Raw genomic sequence first — 21,580 nt, forward strand, 5'->3', positions numbered from 1 at the left:
GAACCGACGATACCGGCGGAGCCGGACGGCCCTGCGGCCGGGCCACCCGAGGCCGGTCGTCCCTGGTCAGCGGCTCGGGCATGGCGGAGAAACGGGGGCGGCGGCCCCCGGGGATCCGGGAGCCGCCGCATTGTTCCGCCCTGGGGCCTTTCGTCAGGCCTTGCGCGTGCGGGTCGCCTTCTTCGCCGCGGGCTTTTTCGCCGCAGCCGTCTTGGCGGTCCCCGCGGTCCCGGCAGCCCTGGCCGCCGTGGCGGACTTCGCGGTCCGGTCCGTGCTCGTCCGGGCCGTGGCCGTCTTCCTGGCCGGGGCCGACTTCGCGGCGACCGCCTTCTTCGCGGCCGCCTTCCGCACCGGCTTGCGGGCCGCGGGCACCGCGGCCTCGCTCACCCGCTCCGGGTCCAGGATGCCCTGGAGGAACTTGCCGGTGTGGCTGGCCGGAGCCCCGGCGACCTGCTCCGGAGTGCCCTCGGCGATGACCAGGCCACCGCCGCTGCCGCCTTCGGGGCCCATGTCGATGACCCAGTCCGCGGTCTTGATCACATCGAGGTTGTGCTCGATGACGATCACCGAGTTGCCCTTGTCGACCAGCCCGGAGAGCACCTTGATGAGCTTGCTGATGTCCTCGAAATGCAGACCCGTGGTCGGCTCGTCCAGGACGTAGACCGTGCGGCCGGTGGAGCGCTTCTGGAGCTCGCTGGCGAGCTTCACGCGCTGCGCCTCACCGCCGGAGAGGGTCGGCGCGGACTGGCCGAGCCGCACATATCCGAGACCCACCTCGTTGAGCGTGCGGAGGTGGCGGGCGATCGTCGGGACGGCCTCGAAGAACTCCAGGCCCTCCTCGATCGGCATGTCCAGCACCTCGGCGATGGACTTGCCCTTGTAGTGGACCTCCAGGGTCTCCCGGTTGTAGCGCGCTCCGTGGCAGACCTCGCACGGGACGTACACGTCCGGCAGGAAGTTCATCTCGATCTTGATCGTGCCGTCGCCGGAGCAGTTCTCGCAGCGGCCGCCCTTGACGTTGAAGGAGAAGCGGCCCGGCAGATAGCCGCGCACCTTCGCCTCCATCGTCTCCGCGAACAGCTTGCGGACGTGGTCGAAGACGCCAGTGTACGTGGCCGGGTTGGACCGGGGGGTCCGGCCGATGGGCGACTGGTCGACGTGCACGACCTTGTCGACCAGGTCGTCGCCGTCGACCCGGGTGTGCCGGCCGGGGACCGACTTGGCGCCGTTCAGCTCGCGCGCCAGGTGGGTGTAGAGGATGTCGTTGACCAGCGTCGACTTGCCCGAACCCGAGACGCCCGTGACGGCCGTGAGCAGGCCGAGCGGGAAGGAGACGTCGATGTCCTGGAGGTTGTTCTCCCGGGCGCCGTGCACGGTGAGCCTGCGCTGCGGGTCGACGGGGCGCCGGATGTCCGGCATCGGGATCTGCTTCTTGCCGGTCAGATACTGGCCGGTGATCGACTCCCCGTTGGCCAGCAGCTCCTTGAGCGATCCGGAGTGGACCACCTTGCCGCCGTGCTCACCGGCGCCGGGGCCGATGTCGACGACCCAGTCGGCGACCTTGATGGTGTCCTCGTCGTGCTCGACGACGATGAGCGTGTTGCCCATGTCGCGGAGCCGGACCAGGGTCTCGATCAGCCGGTGGTTGTCCCGCTGGTGCAGGCCGATGGACGGCTCGTCCAGCACGTACAGCACGCCGACCAGGCCGGAACCGATCTGGGTGGCGAGCCGGATGCGCTGGGCCTCGCCGCCGGACAGGGTGCCGGCCGCGCGGTTGAGCGAGAGGTAGTCGAGGCCGACGTCGACGAGGAACTTCAGCCGCTCGTTGACCTCCTTCAGCACCCGCTCGGCGATCTTCTTGTCACGGGCGTTGAGCTTCATCCGGCCGAGGAACTCGGCGCACTCGCTGATCGACATCGCGGCGACCTGGGCGATGGACTTCTCCATCACCGTCACCGCGAGGACGATCGGCTTGAGCCTGGTGCCCTCACAGGTCGGGCAGGGCACCTCGCGCATGTAGCCCTCGAAGCGCTCCCGGCTGGAGTCGCTCTCGGCGTCGGAGTGCCGCCGCTTGACGAACTGCACCGCGCCTTCGAAGGCGGGCGTGGTGTACGCGCGCTCCCGCCCGTAGCGGTTGCGGTAGCGGACCTCGGTCTGGATCTTGTGGCCGTGGAGCAGGGCCTTCCTGGCACGCTGCGGCAGCCCGGCCCAGGGGATGTCCGTACGGAATCCGAGGGCGTCGGCAAGGGCGCTGATCTGCCTGCCGAAGTACTCCTTGGTGTGGCCGTGCGACCAGGGGTGGATCGCGCCCTCGTCGAGCGACTTCTCCTCGTCGGGGACGATCAGCTCCGGGTCGACCTCCATCCGGGTGCCGATGCCCGTGCAGTCGGGGCAGGCGCCGAAGGGCGAGTTGAAGGAGAAGGAGCGCGGTTCGAGCTCCTCGAAGGAGAGGTCGTCGTAAGGGCAGTAGAGGTGCTCGGAGTACATCCGCTCACGCTCGGGGTCGTCCTCGGGGAGGTCGACGAAGTCGAGCACGACCATGCCGCCGGAGAGCCCGAGCGCGGTCTCGACCGAGTCGGTCAGCCGGCGCTTGGCGCTGTCCTTCACCGTGAGGCGGTCGATGACCACCTCGATGGTGTGCTTCTCCTGCTTCTTCAGCTTGGGCGGCTCGGAGAGCTGGATGGTCTCGCCGTCGACCCGGGCCCTGCTGTAGCCCTTGGTCTGCAGATCGGCGAAGAGGTCGACGAACTCGCCCTTGCGCTCACGCACCAGTGGCGAGAGCACCTGGAAGCGGCTGCCCTCGGGCAGACCGAGCACCTTGTCGACGATCGCCTGCGGCGACTGGCGCGAGATGGGCCGGCGGCACTCCGGGCAGTGCGGCTTGCCGATCCGGGCGAAGAGCAGCCTGAGGTAGTCGTAGACCTCGGTGATGGTGCCGACCGTCGAGCGCGGATTGCGCGAGGTCGACTTCTGGTCGATGGAGACAGCGGGCGAGAGGCCCTCGATGAAGTCGACATCCGGCTTGTCCATCTGGCCGAGGAACTGGCGGGCGTACGAGGAGAGGGACTCCACGTAGCGTCGCTGGCCCTCGGCGAAAATCGTGTCGAACGCGAGAGACGACTTGCCCGACCCGGAGAGCCCGGTGAAGACGATGAGGGAGTCGCGCGGGAGGTCGAGCGAGACGTTCTTGAGGTTGTGCTCGCGAGCGCCACGGACGATGAGACGGTCGGCCACGCCGGTCCGCACCTTTCTGGAGAGAAATGGGGGAACTGAGCCCCTGTCCCAGGGTATGGGGGGCGCCACAGCGATGTACGAAGCTTTCAACCCCGAGCGTATAGCACGCACATTCGATTTATGGACGGCCATGGACTCCTTCACCCGAATGAGTGGCGAGGCTAGGCTCAGCCTCATGATTGATCATGCGCGCGACCTGGACGCCGTACGTGAAGCAACCGATCGGCTGCTCAGCGCCACCGAAAAATTGGACGCCGACGCGCTCACCCAGCCATCGCGATTGCCGAGCTGGAGCCGGGGCCATGTCGTTGCGCACCTCTCTCGTAACGCCGACGCGCTCGTAAATGTTCTCCAGGGCCGCCCCATGTACGCAGACAGCGAAACCCGCGACCGCGACATCGAGCGCGGCGCACCCCGGCCGCAGGCCGAACAGCTGGCCGACCTGGCCGGGAGCGCGGCCCGCTTCGAGGACGCCGCCGCGGCCCCGGCCGACTGGTCGCGCACGGTCGAGCTGCGCAACGGCGTGACCGACTCGGCCTCCCGGATCCCCTTCCGCCGCCGCGTCGAGGTCGAGCTGCACCATGTCGACCTCGGAATCGGCTACGAGCTGGAGGACCTGTCCGACGAGTTCACCGCCCGGGAGATCGACTTCCTGACCGAGCGGTTCGCCGGGCACCCCGCGGTCGTCTCGACGGATGTGACCGACAGCACGGGCCGGCTCTGGACGACCGGTGGCGGCGCGGAGGGCGGGGCCGTCGTGGTCCGCGGCACGGCGCCCGAGCTGCTGGGCTGGCTCAGCGGGCGGCGGGACGGCTCCGCCCTGACCGTCGAAGGCGGGCCCCTGCCCGCGCTGCCCCCGCTATAGGCTGAGAGTCATGACGTACAGCGGAGCGGTCAAGGTCGGCGGGCGTGCGGACGTACACGAGTTGACGGATCTGATGATCTCCAAGGTCGCCGTCGGCCCGATGAACAACAACGCCTATCTGCTGCGCTGCCGGGCCACCGGCGAGCAGCTGCTGATCGACGCGGCCGCCGAGGCCGGGACGCTGCTGCGACTGATCGGTGACGACGGCATCGTGTCCGTCGTCACCACTCACCGGCACGGCGACCACTGGCAGGCGCTGGGCGAGGTGGTGGCGGCCACCGGGGCCCGCACCTACGCGGGGCGGTACGACGCCGAGGGCATCCCGGTCCCGACGGATGTGCTCGTCGAGGACGGCGACACGATCCGCGTCGGGCAGGTCGCGCTGACCGCCCGCCACCTGACGGGCCACACCCCGGGCTCGATCGCGCTCGTCTACGACGACCCGCACGGCGCTCCGCACCTGTTCACCGGGGACTGCCTCTTCCCCGGCGGGATCGGCAACACGTTCAAGGACCCCGAGGCGTTCGTGAGTCTGCTGCACGACGTGGAGACCAGGCTCTTCGACCCGCTGCCCGACGAGACCTGGGTCTACCCGGGCCACGGCCACGACACCACTCTCGGCGACGAGCGCCCGCAGCTGCCGGAGTGGCGCGCCCGGGGCTGGTGACGACGGCGGGGGTACGGGCGCGTGATCCGCGCACCCGTACCCCCGCCCCCGCTCAGGCCTCTATGTCGGCGCCCTTGTCCGCGTCGTCGGCCTTCGCCGCTTCCGCGGCGGCGTCCGCCTGTGCCTGCTTCTTGTTGGCGACGAGGCTGGTGATCGTGGTGATCACCAGCACGCCGCAGATGACGCCGAGCGACACCGGGATGGAGATCTCGGGGACGTGCACTCCGGACTCGTGCAGTGCGTGCAGCACCAGCTTCACCCCGATGAAGCCGAGGATGACCGAGAGCCCGTAGCTGAGGTGGACCAGCTTCTTCAGCAGCCCGCCGATCAGGAAGTACAGCTGCCGCAGCCCCATCAGGGCGAAGGCGTTGGCGGTGAAGACGATGTACGGGTCCTGGGTCAGACCGAAGATCGCCGGGATGGAGTCCAGGGCGAACAGCACATCGGTGGTGCCGATGGCGAGCATGACGACCATCAGCGGTGTCAGGACGCGCTTGCCGTTGTTCCGGATGAAGAGCTTGGTGCCGTGGTAGCGGTCGGCCACCCCGAAGCGGCGCTCGATCGTCTTGAGGAGACGGTTCTCCTCGAACTCCTCCTCTTCCTCGTCGGCCCGCGCCTCCTGGATGAGCTTCCAGGCGGTGTAGATCAGGAACGCGCCGAAGATGTAGAAGACCCACGAGAAGTTGGCGATCACGGCGGCACCGGCGGCGATGAAGATCGCCCGCAGCACCAGCGCGATCAGCACACCGACCAGCAGCACCCGTTGCTGGAGGTGCGAGGGCACCGAGAACTTCGCCATGATCAGGACGAAGACGAAGAGGTTGTCGACACTGAGCGACTTCTCGGTGATGAAGCCGGCGAAGAACTCGCCCGAGGCCTGGCCCTCACCGAAGACCAGCAGGCCGAGCCCGAAGAGGGCGGCCAGCGCGATCCAGACGATCGTCCAGATTCCGGCTTCCTTTGTCGTCACGTCATGGGGCTTGCGCCCGATGAAGAAGTCGACGGCGATAAGGGCTGACAGACCAAGAATGGTCAGCACCCAGAGGGTCCACGAAACGTCCACTGCGCCTCCGGCAGTTCGCTACGGCTACTGATCAGCGTCGTCGCTGCCGGAGGTCTCTTCCACCCGGGCGCGCGGGCTGCGCACCACGGGCCGGCGCCCCGGGACCGGTCACGGTCCGTATTGACGGGTACGCCGCGTATGGGAGTACTCCCCTCCGTTCAAAGAACAGTACAGGGAACACCAAGGAAAGGTAAAGAAGAGGGTAAAGATCTTTCAAAAGCGCTGGTCAGAGGGGTAAGGATCAGATGCCGGTAGGCCCGGCACTCAGGGGCGGCGGGGGCGGCGGGCGGCCGCCACCTTGGCGAGCACCTGCTCCAGGACCCGGCTGCCGGACGGCATCCGGGGCGGCTCGTACGTCCAGGCGTGCCCCACCCAGGGGTCGGACAGATGGTCGTCGGCGACCGGAGTGACGCGCAGCAACGAACGCCACAGCGGGTCCAGCACCGGCCCGTAGGCACTGGCGTCCTCCCGGTCCGCGACCATCATCAGATGGACGCCGACCGAGGGCCCCTCGTCGGCGAGGTAGCGCAGCTGGGTGACGGACCGGTCGTCGAAGCCGTGCGGGAAGTCGTTGACGATCAGCAGCTGCTCGCCGGTGTCCACGTCCGGCGGGAGCGAGTCGGCGGCGCCGGCCCGGACCGCCATCTGCACCAGGTCGACGCGACGGGTGAGATGGGCGAGGACCGAGGCCACTCCCCCGGCTCCGGAGGCGGGCGGCCCGGCCAGCACCCCGGACCGGACCAGAGGTGCGAGCGCTCCGGCCGCGGAGCCCGCCGGGTCGATGACATGGACCGAGAACTCGTCGGCCGGGTAGACCGCCAGCAGCCGGGCCGCGTGCGCGACCGCGCACTCCATGGCGAGGCTGCGCAACCGGGCGCCGTCCATCAGGGCCGCGGCGTCGGACGTCGTACGGCCGCTGTCGATCCACATCCCGCGCTCCAGCGGCAGCCGGACCAGCAGCGGGATGTGCAGGGCGGGGTTCTCGGGCAGGTGGAGGTCGCCGATGCGCAGCGCCATGGGGATCTCCATGGGGACGCGGTAGGCATGCCAGACGGGGTTGTCCCAGCCCGCGAACGCGGCGGGCAGCGCGGGTTCCACCACGGCGGCCTCGGCGACGAGCTGGGCCAGGTCGCGGTCGAGGGCCTCGCGGGCGCGGGTGGTCAGCTCGTCGCGCTTGGCGCGGGCCTCCTCGCGGGCCCGGTCCCCCGCGCCGCCGATCCGGCTGCGCGGGTCGGACAGGGTGCGGTCGAGCTCCTGGCCCATGCGGGACTCGGCGAAGTCGACGGCGCTGCGATAGGCGGCGGTGGTGCGGGCCAGATCCTCGAACATGCCCCAGATCTGGTTGTAGAGGCGCTCGTCCATGGACCAGCCGGTCGCGTCCCCGGCGACGGGCTGTGCGGGGCGGCCCGGCTCGGCGGGCGGCGCGGTGGGAGGGGGCGGCGGGGGTGCGGCGGACTGGCGGCGCGGATGCGCGTAGCTGATGGGACCGCCCGTCGTGGCGCCGGGCGGCGGGGTGGCGGGCTCCGCGATCGGCTCGGGCTGCTGGGGGGCGGGCCGGCGGCCGTCCGCGGGCGGTACGGGGCCGGGCGCGCCGGCGCCGGGGGCGACCCGGTCGGCGTCCGGGGTGCGCGGCGGAGGCGGGGCGACCGAGCGGGCCATCGCCCGGGTGACCGCGTCCTGGATGGAATGGGCCAGCTCGGCGGCCCGGGGCACGCCCTGATCGGCGAGCATGGCGTCCAGGCCGCCCGCGTAACCCTGGCCGACCGCGCGTACCTTCCAGGCGCCCTGCCTGCGGTACAGCTCCAGGGCGGCGACCGCGGATTCGGTGTCCAGGCCGGTGAGCGTGAAGGTGGCGATCTCGGTGCCGTCGAGCCCGGTGACGGCGACGAACGGGGAGGCCACCGCGCCGAACCGGACCGGGCCGCCGACGCCGGTCGGCAGGGCCAGCAGCACGGTGACCCGGTGCACCGGGCCGGGCAGTGCGTCGAGGTCCACGGCGAGCCGGTGGTCGGCGGCGGCCTGCCGGGATACTTCGAGCCCGGGGAGCTGGGGCGATCCCGGGTGGGCTATCCATTCGGTGCCGCGCACCGTGCCGTTCTCGTCGCCGAGCGTGGCACCGGCCACGACGGGCGTGCCGGCCGATACCCGGATCTCCAGACGGGTCTGGGGCAAGGTGTGGTTCTGCCCCCGGACCAGCTCGGCCGTCATTGCCCTGTCCCCTCGACGATTCGCTGCTGCGTGTTGCGCGTCGTGCCGCGTGCGGTGCGGCGCGATGTGTCGCAGCTCCCGGCGGCCGATGCCTCCGGGAGCTGCGGGTACCGGTGTGTACCGGCTGGGAGGGTGCCGGGGATCCCCGGCACCCTCCATCGGTCGGGCCCTGCCTACAGGTGCGGCAGGATCGCCGGCATCAGGTCCTGGAAGGTGCGGCCGTTGGCCGGGTTGCCCAGCGCGGTCATCTGCCAGCCGTTCCCCGCGCGGTGCACCTTGGCCATGATCTGGGCGGTGTACTGCCCGCCGCCGTCCAGCGTGTAGCGGGCGAGCTCCTGGCCGTTGGTCTCGTCGACGATGCGGCAGAAGGCGTTCTGCACCTCCTGGAACGTCTGGCCGGTGAAGGAGTTCACCGTGAAGACGATCTGGTCGATGTGGACCGGCACCCGCTGCAGGTCGACGAGGATCGCCTCGTCGTCGCCGCCGGAGCCGGCGCCGCCGACCAGGTTGTCCCCGGTGTGCTTGACCGATCCGTCGTCACTGACGAGGTGACGGAAGAAGACCACGTCGACCGGCTGCTTGTCGGCGAAGAGAACCGCCGACGCGTCGAGGTCGATCTCCCGTGTACGTGAACCGAACAGACCCCGGCGCGGCGCTGCCTGCCAACCGAGCCCCATCCGCACCGCGGTCAGGGTCCCCCCGTCGCTCTTCTGCAGGCTGATGGCCTGACCCTTGGTCATATTGACCGTCACGCGCTGTCCCCTCTCCGCTTTCCCCGCAACCGTCCGTGCGCGGTTTCCCCGCACCCTACGCAGTCGCGCCGGCGACGCGACCGCTCGGGGCCGTTTTGTGTCGGTTCTGCAACACACCGGATGCCGCGGGCTCAGGCAAGCCCCGCTTCGCGCATCTGGCGCAGTTCCTTCTTCAACTCCCCGACCTCGTCACGCAGTCGCGCGGCCACCTCGAACTGGAGGTCCGCGGCCGCCGCCCGCATCCGGTCGGTCATCTCCTCGATGATCCCGGCGAGTTCGGTGGCGGGCCGGTCGGTGACCGTCTCGCCGCCGCCCCTGGCCTTCTTGGCGCCGGCCGTCTTGATGCCGAGCGCGGGAACGGGTGCCTTGGCGCCCTTCGCCTGGCGGTAGCCGGTGCCGAGCAGCTGCTCGGTGTCGACCTCCTCGCGGGCGATCGTCGCGACGATGTCGTTGATCTTCTTCCGCAGCGGCTGCGGGTCGAGACCGCGCTCGGTGTTGTAGGCGATCTGCTTCTCGCGGCGGCGGTTGGTCTCGTCGATGGCCTGCGCCATAGCCGGGGTGATCTTGTCCGCGTACATATGAACCTGTCCCGAGACGTTTCGGGCGGCTCGCCCGATGGTCTGGATCAGGGACGTCCCCGAGCGCAGGAAGCCCTGCTTGTCCGCGTCGAGGATGGCGACGAGCGACACCTCGGGCAGGTCGAGGCCCTCGCGCAGGAGGTTGATGCCGACCAGTACGTCGTACTCGCCGGAGCGCAGTTCGCGCAGCAGCTCGATACGGCGCAGCGTGTCGACGTCGCTGTGCAGATAGCGGACCTGGATGCCGAGCTCCAGGAAGTAGTCCGTGAGGTCCTCGGCCATCTTCTTGGTGAGGGTGGTGACCAGGACCCGCTCGTCCTTCTCGGCGCGCGTACGGATCTCGTGCACCAGGTCGTCGATCTGGCCCTCGGTGGGTTTGACGACCACTTCCGGGTCGACGAGGCCGGTGGGGCGGATGATCTGTTCCACGAAGCCGTCGCCCCGGGACAGCTCGTACTTCCCCGGAGTGGCGGAGAGATAGACGGTCTGGTCGATCCGGCCCAGGAACTCCTCCCACTTCAGCGGGCGGTTGTCGAGCGCGGAGGGGAGCCGGAAGCCGTGGTCGACCAGGGTGCGCTTGCGGGAGGCGTCGCCCTCGTACATGGCGCCGATCTGCGGCACGGTGACATGCGACTCGTCGAGGACGAGGAGGAAGTCCTCGGGGAAGTAGTCGAGGAGGGTGTTGGGGGCGGTGCCGGGCGAGCGGCCGTCGAAGTGCATCGAGTAGTTCTCGACGCCGGAGCAGGTGCCGATCTGGCGGAGCATCTCGATGTCGTACGTGGTGCGCATCCGCAGCCGCTGGGCCTCCAGCATCTTGCCCTGCTTCTCCAGCTCGGCGAGGCGCTGCTCCAGCTCCTGCTCGATGCCGCTGACCGCCTTCTCCATGCGCTCGGGACCGGCGACGTAGTGGCTGGCGGGGAAGACGTGGAGCGACTGGTCCTCGCTGATCACCTCGCCGGTGAGCGGGTGGAGGGTGGAGAGCGCCTCGATCTCGTCGCCGAACATCTCGATGCGGACGGCGAGCTCCTCGTAGACCGGGAAGATCTCGATGGTGTCGCCGCGGACCCGGAAGGTGCCCCGGGCGAAGGCGAGGTCGTTGCGGCTGTACTGGATCTCTACGAAGCGGCGCAGCAGCTGGTCCCGGTCGATCTCGTCACCGACCTTGAGCTGGACCATCCGGTCCACGTACTCCTGGGGCGTGCCGAGGCCGTAGATGCAGGAGACGGAGGCGACCACGACGACGTCGCGCCGGGTGAGCAGCGAATTCGTCGCGGAGTGGCGCAGCCGCTCGACCTCCTCGTTGATCGAGGAGTCCTTCTCGATGTAGGTGTCCGACTGCGGTACGTACGCCTCGGGCTGGTAGTAGTCGTAGTACGAGACGAAGTACTCGACGGCGTTGTTGGGCAGCAGCTCGCGGAACTCGTTCGCCAGCTGTGCGGCGAGCGTCTTGTTCGGTGCCATCACGAGCGTGGGGCGCTGCAGCTTCTCGATCATCCACGCGGTGGTCGCCGATTTACCGGTGCCGGTCGCGCCGAGCAGGACCACGTCCTTCTCGTCCGCGCGGATGCGCCGCTCCAGCTCGGCGATGGCCGCGGGCTGGTCGCCGCTGGGCTGGAAGGGACTGACGACCTCGAAAGGCGCCACCGAACGTTCGATCTTCGAAACGGGCCGCATGGAACCACCGTACGACCCACCACTGACAACCGGGCCGGGTCAGCCCGGATGCCGGGGCCGCGTCACCATTCTCCCGGTGGCGCGGGGTCGCGCGGCCGGGAGTGGAAGGACGCCGGGTCGGCGTGCGTCCCGAACCTGGGCACCTGCCGCTGGGCCGGGATCCCGGGCTTCCGGCCGGCCCCGCCCGGGGCCCCGGGGTCGTCCCAGTCCGGGGTGCCCATCACCATCAGCGGATCGAACATCACGACCACCGCGGCGAGGATCAGGAAGCAGGCGGGGCCGATCAGCAGCGGGACCAGCGGTGCGCTCGATCCGTCGCCCGCGACGGCGTCGGGGTGCAGATGGACGCTGAGCGCGGCCATGCCCGTGTAGTGCATGCCGCTCACCGCGACGCCCATGACGACACTGGCCCCGAGGCTGGGCAGGAATCCGTGGACGGAGACGGCCGCCCAGAGCGCGGTCGTCGCGGCCACCACGGCGATGACGACGGAGAGCGCCACGGTGAACGTGTCGTACTCGAACTGTCCGTCCAGACGCATTCCGGCCATGCCCAGGTAGTGCATGGTGGCCACGCCGAGCCCGGTGATCGTGCCGCCCGTCACCAGGGCCATCCTGGTGGCGCCCCGGTAGCCGACGATGAAGATGCCGACGCCGACCATGGCGACGGCGACCCCGAGACTGGCGAAGGTGATCGGCATGTCGTAGCCGATGCTCACCCCGTCCACGGAGAAACCCATCATCGCTATGAAGTGCATCGTCCATATGCCGGAGCCTATGGAGGTGGCGCCGAGGGCCAGCCAGCCTGCCTTGAAGGAACGCTCGGTGCGCAGCGAGCGGTTGGTGCAGCGCAGTCCGAGGGCCGCGCCCAGGCAGGCCATGAGGAAGGCCGCGACGGGCGTCACCGCTCCGTAGCTGAAACCGTCGATCGTGCCCTGCATGCTCGTACGCCCTTCGCGGAAGCCCGGGTTCGGGGTGACCCTAAGGCGCGAGTCCCGGCAGACAAACAGAAGAGCTGCATTTTATCGAGAGGGAATCCGGCCCGTTACCCGGCATCGTCGGCCACGTTCACGTTGTGGCCATCCTTCGCCTGTCCCCCGTTGGGGCGCGGCTGTCACTCTCGGCCCGTCCGCAACTCTGACGCAAGGAGCACCCGTGTACGTACGCACCGCGACCGCCGCCCTCTCCGCCGCCGCTCTGATGGGCGCCGGCGCGTATCTGATGTCGCCCGCCGATACGCAGACCACGGGCCGGACCACCGCGGCCGGGCACACGACGGCGGTCACCGGCGTCAGCGCCGTGAGCGCCCGGACCCCGGGCACGAAGCGGACCGCCCCCGTCGTCTTCGCCCACCGGGGCGCCTCGGCCTACGCGCCGGAGAACACCCTGGCCGCCGTCGACAAGGCCGACGCCCTCGGCTTCGACTGGGTGGAGAACGACGTCCAGTTCACCAAGGACGGCGTGCTGGTGGTCGTGCACGACACCGATCTGAAGCGGACCACCGACGCCGAGGAGGTCTTCCCGGGCCGGACCTCGTGGGCGGTCAAGGACTTCACGGCGGCGGAGATCGCCCGGCTGGACGCGGGCAGCTGGTTCGGTCCGGAGTTCGCCGGGACCCGGGTGCCCACGCTCAAGCAGTACCTGGACCGGGTCGAGCGCAACCGCCAGAAGCTGCTCCTGGAGATCAAGAGCCCCGAAATCTACCCGGGGATCGAGAAGGAGACCCTGCGGGTGCTGCGCCAGAAGGGGTGGCTCGACCGTTCGCACGTGAAGAACAGGCTCGTCATCCAGAGCTTCGGCGCGGACAGCGTGAAGAAGGTGCACCAGCTGCGCCCGGACGTCACGACGGGCTTCCTCGGCACTCCCGCGGTGGCCGATCTGCCCTCGTACGCGGCCTTCACCGACCAGATCAACCCGTCCTACACATCGGTTTCGGCCGACTACGTGGACGCGGTGCACGCGCTGAAGGGCGCACACGGCAAGAAGCTCCGGGTCAACACCTGGACGGTCAACGACGCGGCGACCGCCGCGAAGGTGGCGGGCCTGGGCGTGGACGGGATCATCACCAACAACCCCGACGTGGTGCGCGAAGCCACCCGCTGACCCCTCCGGTCGGCCGGTCCGCCCCGCCCGTCCGCCCCGCCGGTCCGCCCGGCCCCGTTGTCAGTGGCCGGCCGTACGGTGGTCCACATGAACAGCAACGGGGTTGTCGAGTGGGCCGTCGTCGGGAGCGACATCGGCCCGCTGCTGCTCGCCGCGACCGGCAAGGGGCTGGTGGGCGTCTTCTTCCACGCCCGTCCCGAGGCGCGGGAGAAGGCGGTCGAACAGCTGCGGACGCGACTGGGCGCGGAGCCGGTGGAGTCTCCCGGCTCCGCCCGGCTCGCCGAGCCGATACGTCAGCTCGCGGCGTATTTCGCGGGCTCGTCGCGGGAGTTCTCGCTCGATCTGGACTGGTCGCTGACCTCCGGTTTCAACCGCCAGGTGCTCCGCGAGCTGGCCACGGGCGTGCCGTACGGGACGGTCGTCGGGTACGGGGATCTCGCCGGGCGGGTGGGGCAGCCGGGCGCCGCGCAGGCGGTCGGGGCGGCCATGGGGTCCAATCCGCTGCCGGTGGTGGTGCCGTGTCATCGGGTGGTGGAGAGCGACGGCGGTCTCGGCGGGTTCGGCGGCGGGCTGGAAACCAAGCGGCAGCTGCTGGCTCTGGAGGGTGTGCTGCCCCGGCCGCTGTTCTGAGCCGGGTGCCGGAGCCCTCCGGTCCGGCCCGCCGGGGGCGGGCTGCGAAGGGTCGGGCTGCGAGGGGTCGGGCGATCCCGGACCCCGCGCGGAGCCGCGCCGGCCGCACCCGGCCCGGACCCTGTTTCGCACCCGTGTACGTCACTGGCACACTGCGCCAGTGACCAACACCCTCGACGCACCTGACACCCCCACCGGGCCCGGCCGCCCCGCCGCCCCGGTCTCGGAGGCCGAGCTGCCCGGGCTCCGGCGCAGAACGTCCGCGGTGCTCATCGGCAGCCAGATACTCGGCGGCCTCGGCGTGCCCATCGGCATCGCCCTGGCCCCCGTGCTGGCCACCGAGGTGAGCGGCTCCGAGGCGCTGTCCGGTCTGGCCCCGACCGCTTCGGTGACCGGAACGGCGCTGCTCTCGCTGCCGTTGGCCGCGCTGATGACCGCGCGCGGTCGGCGCCCCGGTCTCGTACTGGCGTATCTGATCGGTGCGCTCGGTGCGGGGCTGGTGGTCCTGTCCACGCTCGTGGACAGCTTCCCGTTGCTGCTGCTCGGCATGGCCGGGTTCGGCGCCGGGTCCTCGGCCAATCTGCAGGCCCGGTTCGCCGCTGCGGATCTGGCCGAGCCCGACCGGCGCGGCCGGGCGATCTCCACCGTCATCTGGGCCACCACGATCGGCTCCGTCCTCGGGCCGAACATCGCCGCCCCGGTGGGCCATCTCTTCCGGGGCGGCCCGGTGTCCGAGAAGGCGGGCCCGTTCGTCTTCGCGGCCGGGATCTTCCTGCTGGCCGCCCTGGTGGTCGGGGCGCTGCTGCGGCCGGACCCGCTGCTCACGGCGCGGGCGCTGGCGCCACAGGGCGACGGTTCGCCGGCCGGCCGGTCGCTGCGCGCCGGGATCGCGGCGGTGCGGGCCTCGCCGATGGCACGGCTGGCGCTGGTCACGGTGGCCGTCTCGCACACCGCGATGGTCTCGATCATGGTGATGACCCCGGTCGATCTGGGCCATCACGGCGCCGGGCTCCAGCTGATCGGCCTGGTCATCAGCGGCCACATCGCGGGGATGTACGCGTTCTCCCCGGTGATGGGCTGGCTGTCGGACCGCTTCGGCCGGCTCGCCGTGATCGGTCTGGCGGTCGGGCTGCTCTCCTGCGCCGCGCTGCTGGCCGGAACGGCGGGCCCCAGCCACGGGCAGACGGCGGCCGGTCTCTTCACGCTCGGTCTCGGCTGGTCGGCGGGGCTGGTCGCCGGTTCGGCGCTGCTCACCGACTCCGTGCCGCAGCCCGCCCGCGCCGCCGTGCAGGGTCTGTCGGATCTGACCATGAACACGGCGGCGGGCATCGGCGGAGCGGTCGCCGGGGTCATCGTCGCCCGGGCGAGCTACGGCTGGCTGAACGTGGTCGGAGCCTGTCTGCTGCTGCCGATGGCGGCACTGGCACTGCGCCGGGCGCTGGCCCGGCCCACGCCCGCACCCGCACCCGCAGCCACGCCCGCACCCGCGCCCACGTCCACGTCCACGCACACAGCCACGCCCGGGGCTTCCGACTGAACCGCGAGGAAGCCCCCCGGAAGGCTTCAGAAGTTGCCGGAAGGGCTTCAGAGGCTGATGTGGTACGCCTTGCGCAGCGTCTCGTGCACCGTCCACGTCGTACGGTCGCCCTCGCGCAGCACACAGGCGTCCCCCGGCCCGATCTCCAGCGTCGCACCGCCCTCGACCACCACGGTCGCGCGTCCGCTGACGACCACGAAGAGTTCGTTGGCCTCGGTGTCGGTGACCACGCCGGGCGTGATCTGCCAGATGCCGCGCACCTGCTTGCCGTCGGCCGACTCCCAGAGCACCTTGCCGGTCACCACGGGCTCGCCCGAGACGATCTGCGCGGGGTCCAGCGGCTCCGGTTCAAGTTCCGCGTTCGGAATGTGCACGGCGAACGAGGCAGGGGCTTGATCAAATGTGGTCATGGCCGGTCACCTTAGCGACCGACGGGAAACGACTCGGCAGCAGGATGCGCCGAAATGGCAAGCGGAATCCCGGCCAGTCCGGCGCGCGCCGGACGGGTCCGTCGCCCCGGCCGCACGTTTGAGGCGGCCGCGCCCGCGACAGGGATGTGGACATGTCATCCAACGCGTCGCATCGCGCACACCCCTGCGCCCCCGTCCTCTCCCCCGAGGTACGAGCGGCCCTCGCCACGCACCACCCCGTCGTGGCCCTGGAGTCGACGATCATCGCCCACGGTCTGCCGCGTCCCCGCAATCTGCGGGTCGCCGAGGAGCTCGAAGGGCTCGTACGGTCGTCGGGCGCGGTGCCCGCGACGATCGCCGTACTCGACGGAAGGGCCCATATCGGCCTGGACAAAGCCCAGTTGGAGCGGGTCGCCACGGACCCCGGGATGCGGAAGCTGGGGCACCGGGACCTCGCGCCGGCCCTGGCGACGGGCGCGAGCGGGGCGACGACCGTGTCCGCCACGGCGTTCCTGGCCGCCCGCGCCGGGCTGCGCGTCTTCGCGACCGGCGGCCTCGGCGGCGTACACCGGGAGTGGACGCGGACCCAGGACGAGTCCGCCGATCTCCGGCTCCTGGCGCGGACCGGCATCACCGTGGTGTGCGCCGGTGTGAAGTCGATCCTGGACGTCCCGGCGACGCTGCAACGCCTGGAGACGCTGGGCATCACCGTTCTCGGATACGGCACCGGCCTCTTCCCCGGTTTCTATCTGACCAGTTCGGGCGAGCCGGTCGACTGGACCGTGCGGACGCCCGAGGAGGTCGCGGACGTGATGCGGGCCCAGGACGTGCTCGGCGGACCGGGGGGCGCGCTCGTCGTCGCCAACCCCGTCCCCGTGGCGGACCAGTTGGATCCCGCACTCCACGACCGTGTGCTGGCCGAGGCCCTGGCGGAATGCCGGGAGCGCGGCATCGTGGGCCAGGCCGTCACACCGTTCCTGCTGGACCGGCTGATGCGGGGAACCGGCGGCGCCTCGCTGGAGGCCAATCTGGCGGCCGTACGCGCCAATGTGTCGCTCGCCGCGCGGATCTCCGGCGCCTGGGCGGCCCGGCCTCCCGAGGGCCCGGCCCCGCGGCCCGGCCGGGCGGCCGGACAATGACCGACGGCCGGGCGCCGGGCGGTGACCGGACGACCACTGACGACGGGGCGACGGCCGGCGGGCTGCTCGTCATCGGGGACGTGGTCACGGATGTGGTGGCCCGGCACCGGACGGCACTGGTCCACGGCACGGACACCTCGGCCCGGATCCGTACCCTTCCCGGCGGCGCGGGGGCCAATGTCGCCTGCTGGGCGGCCCGTTCGGGATGTGCCGATGTGCGGCTGCTGGCCAGGGTCGGTGCCGACAGCGCGGACTGGCACCGGGCCGCGCTGCGGCGGGCGGGGGTGCGCTCTCTGCTGGCCGTGGACGAGGAAGCGCCGACCGCCACCGTCGTCGCGCTCGTCGATTCCACCGCCGAGCGCACCTTCCTCACCGACAGCGGTGCCGTGCTCCGTCTGTCCCCCGACGACTGGTCACCGTCGATGCTGGACGGCGTCGCCCATCTCCATCTCTCCGGCTACCTTCTCTTCGCCGCGACGAGCCGTGCGACGGCCCTGCTCGCCCTGCGGGAGGCGCGGTCGCGGCGGATCCCGGTGAGCGTCGACCCGGCCTCGGCCGGCTTCCTCGCCGAGCTGGGCACCGACCGGTTCCTGGCCGCCGTGGAGGGCGCCGATCTGCTGCTGCCCAACGCGGACGAGGCCCGGCTGCTCACCGGACTGCCCGAACCGGCCGATGCCGCAGCCAAGTTGAGTCTCCAGGTGGGCCGGGTGGTCGTCACGCTCGGCGAGGACGGAGCCCTGCTCGCCGCCGCCGGTGCGGTGACCGGGCACATCCCGGCCGTTCAGGCAGGCGGGGCGGTGGACTCGACGGGTGCGGGCGACGCGTTCACCGGCGGTTTTCTCGCGGCGCGTCTGGCGGGTGCGGACGCCGCTTCGGCCGCGGCGGCGGGATGCCGGGCGGGCGCGGAGGCGGTCACCACCGTGGGCGGCCGTCCGGGCCCCTGAGTACGGCCGAAGGCCGCGTTCCCCGACCGTGACGTCAGCCCGCCGTCCCGCGCCACCCGGTCCAGGCCGGGTGCAGCGGATCGTCGGCGCGTACGACCGCGTCCGCGTGGTCGCCGGGCGCCGCCTCGTCCTCGTACCGCGCGAAGGCGGGCAGCGTCCAGCGCTCCGCCTCCCCGGTACGGCGGCGCAGCGCGCCCGGCGACAGCCGCAGATGGACACTCAGGTCGAACGGGAACCAGTGCCCCAGCAGCAGTGGCCCGTGCACCACCAGCACCCCGCCCTCGGGCAGCGGCCGGTACGGGCTGCGGGTGGCCCGGTCGGTCACCGGATCCCAGAGGTCGGGCAGCACCCGCCCGCTCCCGCCGGCCTCCAGCGGCCCGAAGACCTCGCGCCACAGCGCGCCCGTGTCGAACCAGCTGCCGTAGTACGAGTCGGGGTCCTCCTTGCCGTACTCGTACCGGAGGCTCGCCGGCCGCAGGAAACCCTCGGTGGACACCACCAGTACCGCGCGGCCCCGGACCCGCAGCGCCTGTGCGACGCGGTCGGCCGGCTCCCCGGTGCGGGCCGCGGGAGCGCCGTCCACGGCGACCTTCAGCCAGGGGCCGCCGTCGGCGGGTTCCAGGGTGTCGGTCCGTGCGGCGATGGCTTCGGCCAGCCGCTCCCAGGTGATCGCTTCGAATCGCACCCGCCCATCATCGCGCGGGCCCGTCATCGCCTCCGGTCCGTCATCGCCCCCGGCCCGTCGTCGCCTCCGGTCCGTCATCGCTCCCGGCCCGTCGTCGCCCCGGGCCGGCCGCTCGGTGCCCGCCGCTCAGTGCCGGGCGCTCAGTGCCGGGCGTCCCACCAGCGAGGGGCGTCCTCGTCGGGTTCGTCGGGGCTCGCGAAGCGGAACGGGACGCCCAGCCGCTCCGCCAGTTCCCGGCCCGTCCGCGCCGCCTCGCCGGTCCCCGCCGCGCCGATCCGGAAGCCGTCCAGGACGACGCTCTCCCACGGCCCGGCCAGAACGGCGGTCAGCACCACGGCCCAGCCCCGGGTGTCGCCGTCCCAGACCGCCTCGACGGCCACCGGACCGCGGGGCAGAGCGCGGGCAGCGGCGGCCATGGTGTCCACGTCCGGGCGGGCCGGGGGCGGCATGCGGTCGGCGAGGGCCCGGTGGCGCCCGTCCAGCACCTCCACGCATTCGTGCAGCTCCGGACGGGGTGCGATGCCACTCTCCCGCATCGCCCGGACGGCCTGGATGTCCCGTCCCGCCAGGACCAGTTCGTCGACCCGCTCGCGTACGCCGGCGGGAAACGTCCACCACCTGAGCTGCGCCCGGTGGCCCTCGGCGAGGCTCAGCACCCGGTCGGCGAGGGGGCGCAGCTCCGGTTCGCGCCCGGCCGCCGTTTCGGCGAGCCTGCGGATGTCGGCGTACCACCGCCCGGACACGTCGTCCGGCGCGTCGATGCGCCGGAAGCCGCGCTCCAGCAGCCCCCGGGCGTTCGTCGGCTGCCCGCGCAGTACGGCCTTCGTCGCGGCGACCGCGTTGGCAAGCGCGCTCGCGTACGGCGACCAGCCGTCACCGGGCGCCGCGGAGTGGCCCTCGCCCCGGGCGGCCCGGGACGCCACGAACTCCAGATCCACCCGCCAGAAGAGCGGAAGCCCTCGGAAGGCGACGAAGAGCAGCCGCCGCTCACGGGAGTTCCGCGAATCGGGATCCGTACGGAGGGAGTCCAGGGGCACGACCGCTCCGAGCACCTCGGGAACGGCGGCGAGGCAGGCGTCGAACCGGTCGTCGGGCACCGTCCAGGCGATGTCGATGTCGCTGTACTCGTCCGCCGTTCCGCGGGCGAGCGAGCCCCGCAGCTCCGCTCGCGAACCGGGGCAGTACGCGGCGAGCGCCCGCAGCAGCTCCTGCGCGAACGCGGCGCGCCGCGCCGGGTCGAGTCCGCCCGTATCCGTCCGGTCCTGCGGGATCTGCCCGTTCATGGCCGTTCCCTCCTGTCGTCGGCCGCTGTCTCCCTCATTCGAAAATGCTCCGTCCGCGGCGGGTCCGCCTCCTACGCTCTTCCCCATGGACCTCGCATTCGCCCGCGCATTCGCCGCCGAGTGGCTGGACGGCTGGAACTCCCATGATCTGGACCACATTCTGACGCACTATCACGACGACGTGACGTTCAGTTCACCCGTCCTCGCGCAGCTGACCGGCGACGCCTCCGGCACGGTGCACGGCAAGGAGGCGCTGCGCGCGTACTGGGCGACGGGCCTGGAGCGCATCCCCGAGCTGAGGTTCGAGCTGGTGGACGTCCGGGTGAGCGTCCACGCCCTGGTGATCGACTACCGCAACCAGATCGGCGGCCGGGTCAGCGAGGTGCTGATCTTCCGCGACGGCCTGGTGATCTCCGGTTTCGGGGCGTACGGCGAGACGCTCGCCAACTGACGGCCGTCCGGCCGGCCGGTCCGGCGCTATCGGTGGGCGGACGGCGCGCGCCCTCTCCCCGTGCCGCAGTCCACCGCCTCGGCTTCGTCGGAGAGTTCGCTGCCCTCCGGCAGCAGATAGGTCACCCACAGCACGACGGGCTCGGTGCCCAGGTTGCGCCCGATGTGCCGGTGGTCGGCCCCGGACGGCTCGATGAACGACGAGCCCGCGGGCGTCTCCTGGACCGAGCAGTCGTCCAGAGTGCGCGTCAGCGTCCCGGACTTGACGACGGCGATCAGCCGGCCGCGATGGGTGTGCCAGCCGGTGGAGCCTCCCGGCTCGACCGTGATGGTCCGGAAGGTCACATCGGTGCGGCCGTCCGGCGTGCGCACCTCCAGCTTCCCCGTCGATGTGCCCTTCGCGAGGACCGTGCCGCTCACTCCGCTGCCCGGGGTGGCGACGGCCACCGGCCGCACGAGGCCGAGCGCGGCCACACAGCCCACCAGAGCCAGGGCCTTCGCGGACCGTCCCCGGCCCGCCCACCGCTCGCCGTTCCTCCGCTGCCCACCGCCGCGCACACCCGGCTCCTCCGCCTCGGCGTCCGGCGATCGCCCCCGGACCGGCCGGTGTCCATGATCCACGCGGAGGTCGGCGCGGCAGCTCACGCGGCGAGGGCGAACCACAGCTCACTCTCCTGCCGCCCCGTCACTCACCGCGCAGCGCAGCGGCGAGCGGCCCGTCGCCCGACACCTCGACACGGCCGCCCTCGACGGCCTCCGCGAGGGTCAGCCCGCCGCGCGCGAGCTCCAGGCAGACCTCGGCGTCCAGCGCGATACGGGCATCGGCACGGTCGGCGGGACCGTCCCCGTACACCGCCTCTCCCTCCTCCGCAACGCCGGCGCGCACATGGAACTCGCCCTCGTCCAGGTGTACTTCGACGACCCCGGAGTAGGCCGGCCCGTCCAGCGCGCGCAGCAGTGGAAGCGCGAACCAGTGGGCCCGCACCGCGTCGGTCGGGCGTCGTTCGGCGAGCGCGGGCGCGCCCCATTCGGCGAGCGCGGCGAGCACCGGCATCAGTCCGTGGCCGCGCTCGGTCAGCTCGTAGACCGAGGCGGCGGCGGGCGGCGGGAGCCGGCGGCGGGTGGCGAGGCCGTTCTGCTCCATGTCCCGGAGCCGGGAGGCGAGCACGTCCGTGCTGACACCCGGAAGGTCGGCGTGCAGGTCGGTGTAGCGGCGGGGGCCCGCCAGCAGTTCACGGACGATCAGCAGCGTCCATCGGTCACCCACGGAATCGAGGGCGCGTGCGGTGGCGCAGAACTGGTCGTAGCTCCGGCGGCGGACCGGGCGTGTTGCGGGCTGTTGCTGACGTGGCATGCGACGC

General features: G+C 71.5%; 19 protein-coding genes. 8 read left to right on the forward strand and 11 right to left on the reverse strand.

Features of this window, described 5'->3' with window-relative positions; all coding sequences use genetic code 11:
* Nucleotides 1-153 precede the first annotated feature (153 nt).
* Complete coding sequence (gene uvrA, locus ABZ622_RS05225) at nt 154-3,234, reverse strand: excinuclease ABC subunit UvrA (protein WP_360540545.1); 3,081 nt, start codon at nt 3,232-3,234, stop codon at nt 154-156.
* Nucleotides 3,235-3,409: 175 nt separating this feature from the next.
* Here uvrA and ABZ622_RS05230 point away from each other — a divergent pair, with 175 nt between their 5' ends.
* Nucleotides 3,410-4,099 (forward strand): maleylpyruvate isomerase family mycothiol-dependent enzyme, encoded by a 690-nt coding sequence (locus ABZ622_RS05230; RefSeq protein WP_360540547.1) that lies wholly within the window; start codon nt 3,410-3,412, stop codon nt 4,097-4,099.
* A gap of 10 nt (nt 4,100-4,109) precedes the next feature.
* A complete protein-coding gene (locus ABZ622_RS05235; RefSeq protein ID WP_360540549.1) occupies nt 4,110-4,766 on the forward strand; it encodes an MBL fold metallo-hydrolase in 657 nt (218 codons plus the stop codon).
* A 52-nt stretch (nt 4,767-4,818) separates the two neighbouring features.
* On the opposite strand, the gene ABZ622_RS05240 is transcribed toward ABZ622_RS05235, so the two are convergent.
* The 5 genes from ABZ622_RS05240 to ABZ622_RS05260 form a co-directional block, all read right to left on the reverse strand.
* Complete coding sequence (locus tag ABZ622_RS05240) at nt 4,819-5,829, reverse strand: TerC family protein (RefSeq protein ID WP_360540551.1); 1,011 nt, start codon at nt 5,827-5,829, stop codon at nt 4,819-4,821.
* Nucleotides 5,830-6,093: 264 nt separating this feature from the next.
* On the reverse strand, nt 6,094-8,037 hold the full coding sequence (locus tag ABZ622_RS05245) for a TerD family protein (RefSeq protein WP_360540553.1): 1,944 nt from the start codon (nt 8,035-8,037) through the stop codon (nt 6,094-6,096).
* A 173-nt stretch (nt 8,038-8,210) separates the two neighbouring features.
* Nucleotides 8,211-8,789 (reverse strand): TerD family protein, encoded by a 579-nt coding sequence (locus ABZ622_RS05250; protein ID WP_124718298.1) that lies wholly within the window; start codon nt 8,787-8,789, stop codon nt 8,211-8,213.
* A gap of 131 nt (nt 8,790-8,920) precedes the next feature.
* Nucleotides 8,921-11,041: an excinuclease ABC subunit UvrB gene (uvrB, locus tag ABZ622_RS05255; RefSeq protein WP_360540555.1), complete on the reverse strand. Its 2,121-nt coding sequence runs from the start codon at nt 11,039-11,041 to the stop codon at nt 8,921-8,923.
* Nucleotides 11,042-11,103: 62 nt separating this feature from the next.
* The gene (locus ABZ622_RS05260) at nt 11,104-11,979 is read right to left on the reverse strand and encodes an MHYT domain-containing protein (RefSeq protein WP_360540557.1); all 876 of its coding nucleotides are present in this window, start codon (nt 11,977-11,979) and stop codon (nt 11,104-11,106) included.
* A 214-nt stretch (nt 11,980-12,193) separates the two neighbouring features.
* Between ABZ622_RS05260 and ABZ622_RS05265 the strand changes: the two genes are divergently transcribed.
* From ABZ622_RS05265 to ABZ622_RS05275, 3 genes are all read left to right on the forward strand, one after another.
* Nucleotides 12,194-13,141 carry a glycerophosphodiester phosphodiesterase family protein gene (locus tag ABZ622_RS05265; RefSeq protein ID WP_360540559.1) on the forward strand — a complete coding sequence of 316 codons (948 nt, stop codon included), beginning with the start codon at nt 12,194-12,196 and terminating at the stop codon, nt 13,139-13,141.
* Between the two features lie 87 nt (nt 13,142-13,228).
* Nucleotides 13,229-13,771, forward strand: coding sequence for a methylated-DNA--[protein]-cysteine S-methyltransferase (locus tag ABZ622_RS05270; RefSeq protein ID WP_360540561.1), 543 nt, complete (start codon nt 13,229-13,231; stop codon nt 13,769-13,771).
* Nucleotides 13,772-13,931: 160 nt separating this feature from the next.
* Nucleotides 13,932-15,308: an MFS transporter gene (locus ABZ622_RS05275; protein ID WP_360540563.1), complete on the forward strand. Its 1,377-nt coding sequence runs from the start codon at nt 13,932-13,934 to the stop codon at nt 15,306-15,308.
* A 47-nt stretch (nt 15,309-15,355) separates the two neighbouring features.
* Here ABZ622_RS05275 and ABZ622_RS05280 read toward each other — a convergent pair whose 3' ends face one another.
* Nucleotides 15,356-15,718 (reverse strand): cupin domain-containing protein, encoded by a 363-nt coding sequence (locus tag ABZ622_RS05280; protein WP_360540565.1) that lies wholly within the window; start codon nt 15,716-15,718, stop codon nt 15,356-15,358.
* 152 nt (nt 15,719-15,870) lie between these two features.
* Here ABZ622_RS05280 and ABZ622_RS05285 point away from each other — a divergent pair, with 152 nt between their 5' ends.
* A complete protein-coding gene (locus ABZ622_RS05285) occupies nt 15,871-16,857 on the forward strand; it encodes a pseudouridine-5'-phosphate glycosidase (protein WP_360540567.1) in 987 nt (328 codons plus the stop codon).
* Nucleotides 16,854-17,801 carry a PfkB family carbohydrate kinase gene (locus tag ABZ622_RS05290; RefSeq protein WP_360540569.1) on the forward strand — a complete coding sequence of 316 codons (948 nt, stop codon included), beginning with the start codon at nt 16,854-16,856 and terminating at the stop codon, nt 17,799-17,801. Before ABZ622_RS05285 ends, ABZ622_RS05290 begins: the two co-directional genes overlap by 4 nt.
* Before the next feature lie 34 nt (nt 17,802-17,835).
* Here ABZ622_RS05290 and ABZ622_RS05295 read toward each other — a convergent pair whose 3' ends face one another.
* The gene (locus tag ABZ622_RS05295) at nt 17,836-18,486 is read right to left on the reverse strand and encodes a uridine kinase (protein WP_360540571.1); all 651 of its coding nucleotides are present in this window, start codon (nt 18,484-18,486) and stop codon (nt 17,836-17,838) included.
* A gap of 140 nt (nt 18,487-18,626) precedes the next feature.
* A complete protein-coding gene (locus ABZ622_RS05300; protein ID WP_360540573.1) occupies nt 18,627-19,769 on the reverse strand; it encodes a nucleotidyltransferase domain-containing protein in 1,143 nt (380 codons plus the stop codon).
* A gap of 85 nt (nt 19,770-19,854) precedes the next feature.
* On the opposite strand from ABZ622_RS05300, the gene ABZ622_RS05305 reads away from it, so the two are divergent.
* Nucleotides 19,855-20,220, forward strand: a complete 366-nt coding sequence (locus ABZ622_RS05305) for a nuclear transport factor 2 family protein (protein WP_360540575.1) — start codon at nt 19,855-19,857, stop codon at nt 20,218-20,220.
* A gap of 26 nt (nt 20,221-20,246) precedes the next feature.
* Here ABZ622_RS05305 and ABZ622_RS05310 read toward each other — a convergent pair whose 3' ends face one another.
* Nucleotides 20,247-20,711, reverse strand: coding sequence for a cupin domain-containing protein (locus ABZ622_RS05310; protein ID WP_360541013.1), 465 nt, complete (start codon nt 20,709-20,711; stop codon nt 20,247-20,249).
* Between the two features lie 193 nt (nt 20,712-20,904).
* Nucleotides 20,905-21,573, reverse strand: coding sequence for a winged helix-turn-helix transcriptional regulator (locus tag ABZ622_RS05315; RefSeq protein ID WP_360540577.1), 669 nt, complete (start codon nt 21,571-21,573; stop codon nt 20,905-20,907).
* Nucleotides 21,574-21,580: the final 7 nt, after the last annotated feature.

Origin of the sequence: Streptomyces sp. NPDC007164 (genome assembly GCF_040634135.1) — a bacterium.
Taxonomy (GTDB): domain Bacteria; phylum Actinomycetota; class Actinomycetes; order Streptomycetales; family Streptomycetaceae; genus Streptomyces; species Streptomyces sanglieri.

Coding starts and splice junctions, on each gene's coding strand:
- ABZ622_RS05245 (WP_360540553.1), bottom strand. CDS start 8,037: ATGACGGCCGAGCTGGTCCGGGGGCAGAACCACACCTTGCCCCAGACC.
- ABZ622_RS05300 (WP_360540573.1), bottom strand. CDS start 19,769: ATGAACGGGCAGATCCCGCAGGACCGGACGGATACGGGCGGACTCGAC.
- ABZ622_RS05260 (WP_360540557.1), bottom strand. CDS start 11,979: ATGCAGGGCACGATCGACGGTTTCAGCTACGGAGCGGTGACGCCCGTC.
- ABZ622_RS05290 (WP_360540569.1), top strand. CDS start 16,854: ATGACCGACGGCCGGGCGCCGGGCGGTGACCGGACGACCACTGACGAC.
- ABZ622_RS05315 (WP_360540577.1), bottom strand. CDS start 21,573: ATGCCACGTCAGCAACAGCCCGCAACACGCCCGGTCCGCCGCCGGAGC.
- ABZ622_RS05280 (WP_360540565.1), bottom strand. CDS start 15,718: ATGACCACATTTGATCAAGCCCCTGCCTCGTTCGCCGTGCACATTCCG.
- ABZ622_RS05270 (WP_360540561.1), top strand. CDS start 13,229: ATGAACAGCAACGGGGTTGTCGAGTGGGCCGTCGTCGGGAGCGACATC.
- ABZ622_RS05235 (WP_360540549.1), top strand. CDS start 4,110: ATGACGTACAGCGGAGCGGTCAAGGTCGGCGGGCGTGCGGACGTACAC.
- ABZ622_RS05230 (WP_360540547.1), top strand. CDS start 3,410: ATGATTGATCATGCGCGCGACCTGGACGCCGTACGTGAAGCAACCGAT.
- ABZ622_RS05305 (WP_360540575.1), top strand. CDS start 19,855: ATGGACCTCGCATTCGCCCGCGCATTCGCCGCCGAGTGGCTGGACGGC.
- uvrB (WP_360540555.1), bottom strand. CDS start 11,041: ATGCGGCCCGTTTCGAAGATCGAACGTTCGGTGGCGCCTTTCGAGGTC.
- ABZ622_RS05285 (WP_360540567.1), top strand. CDS start 15,871: ATGTCATCCAACGCGTCGCATCGCGCACACCCCTGCGCCCCCGTCCTC.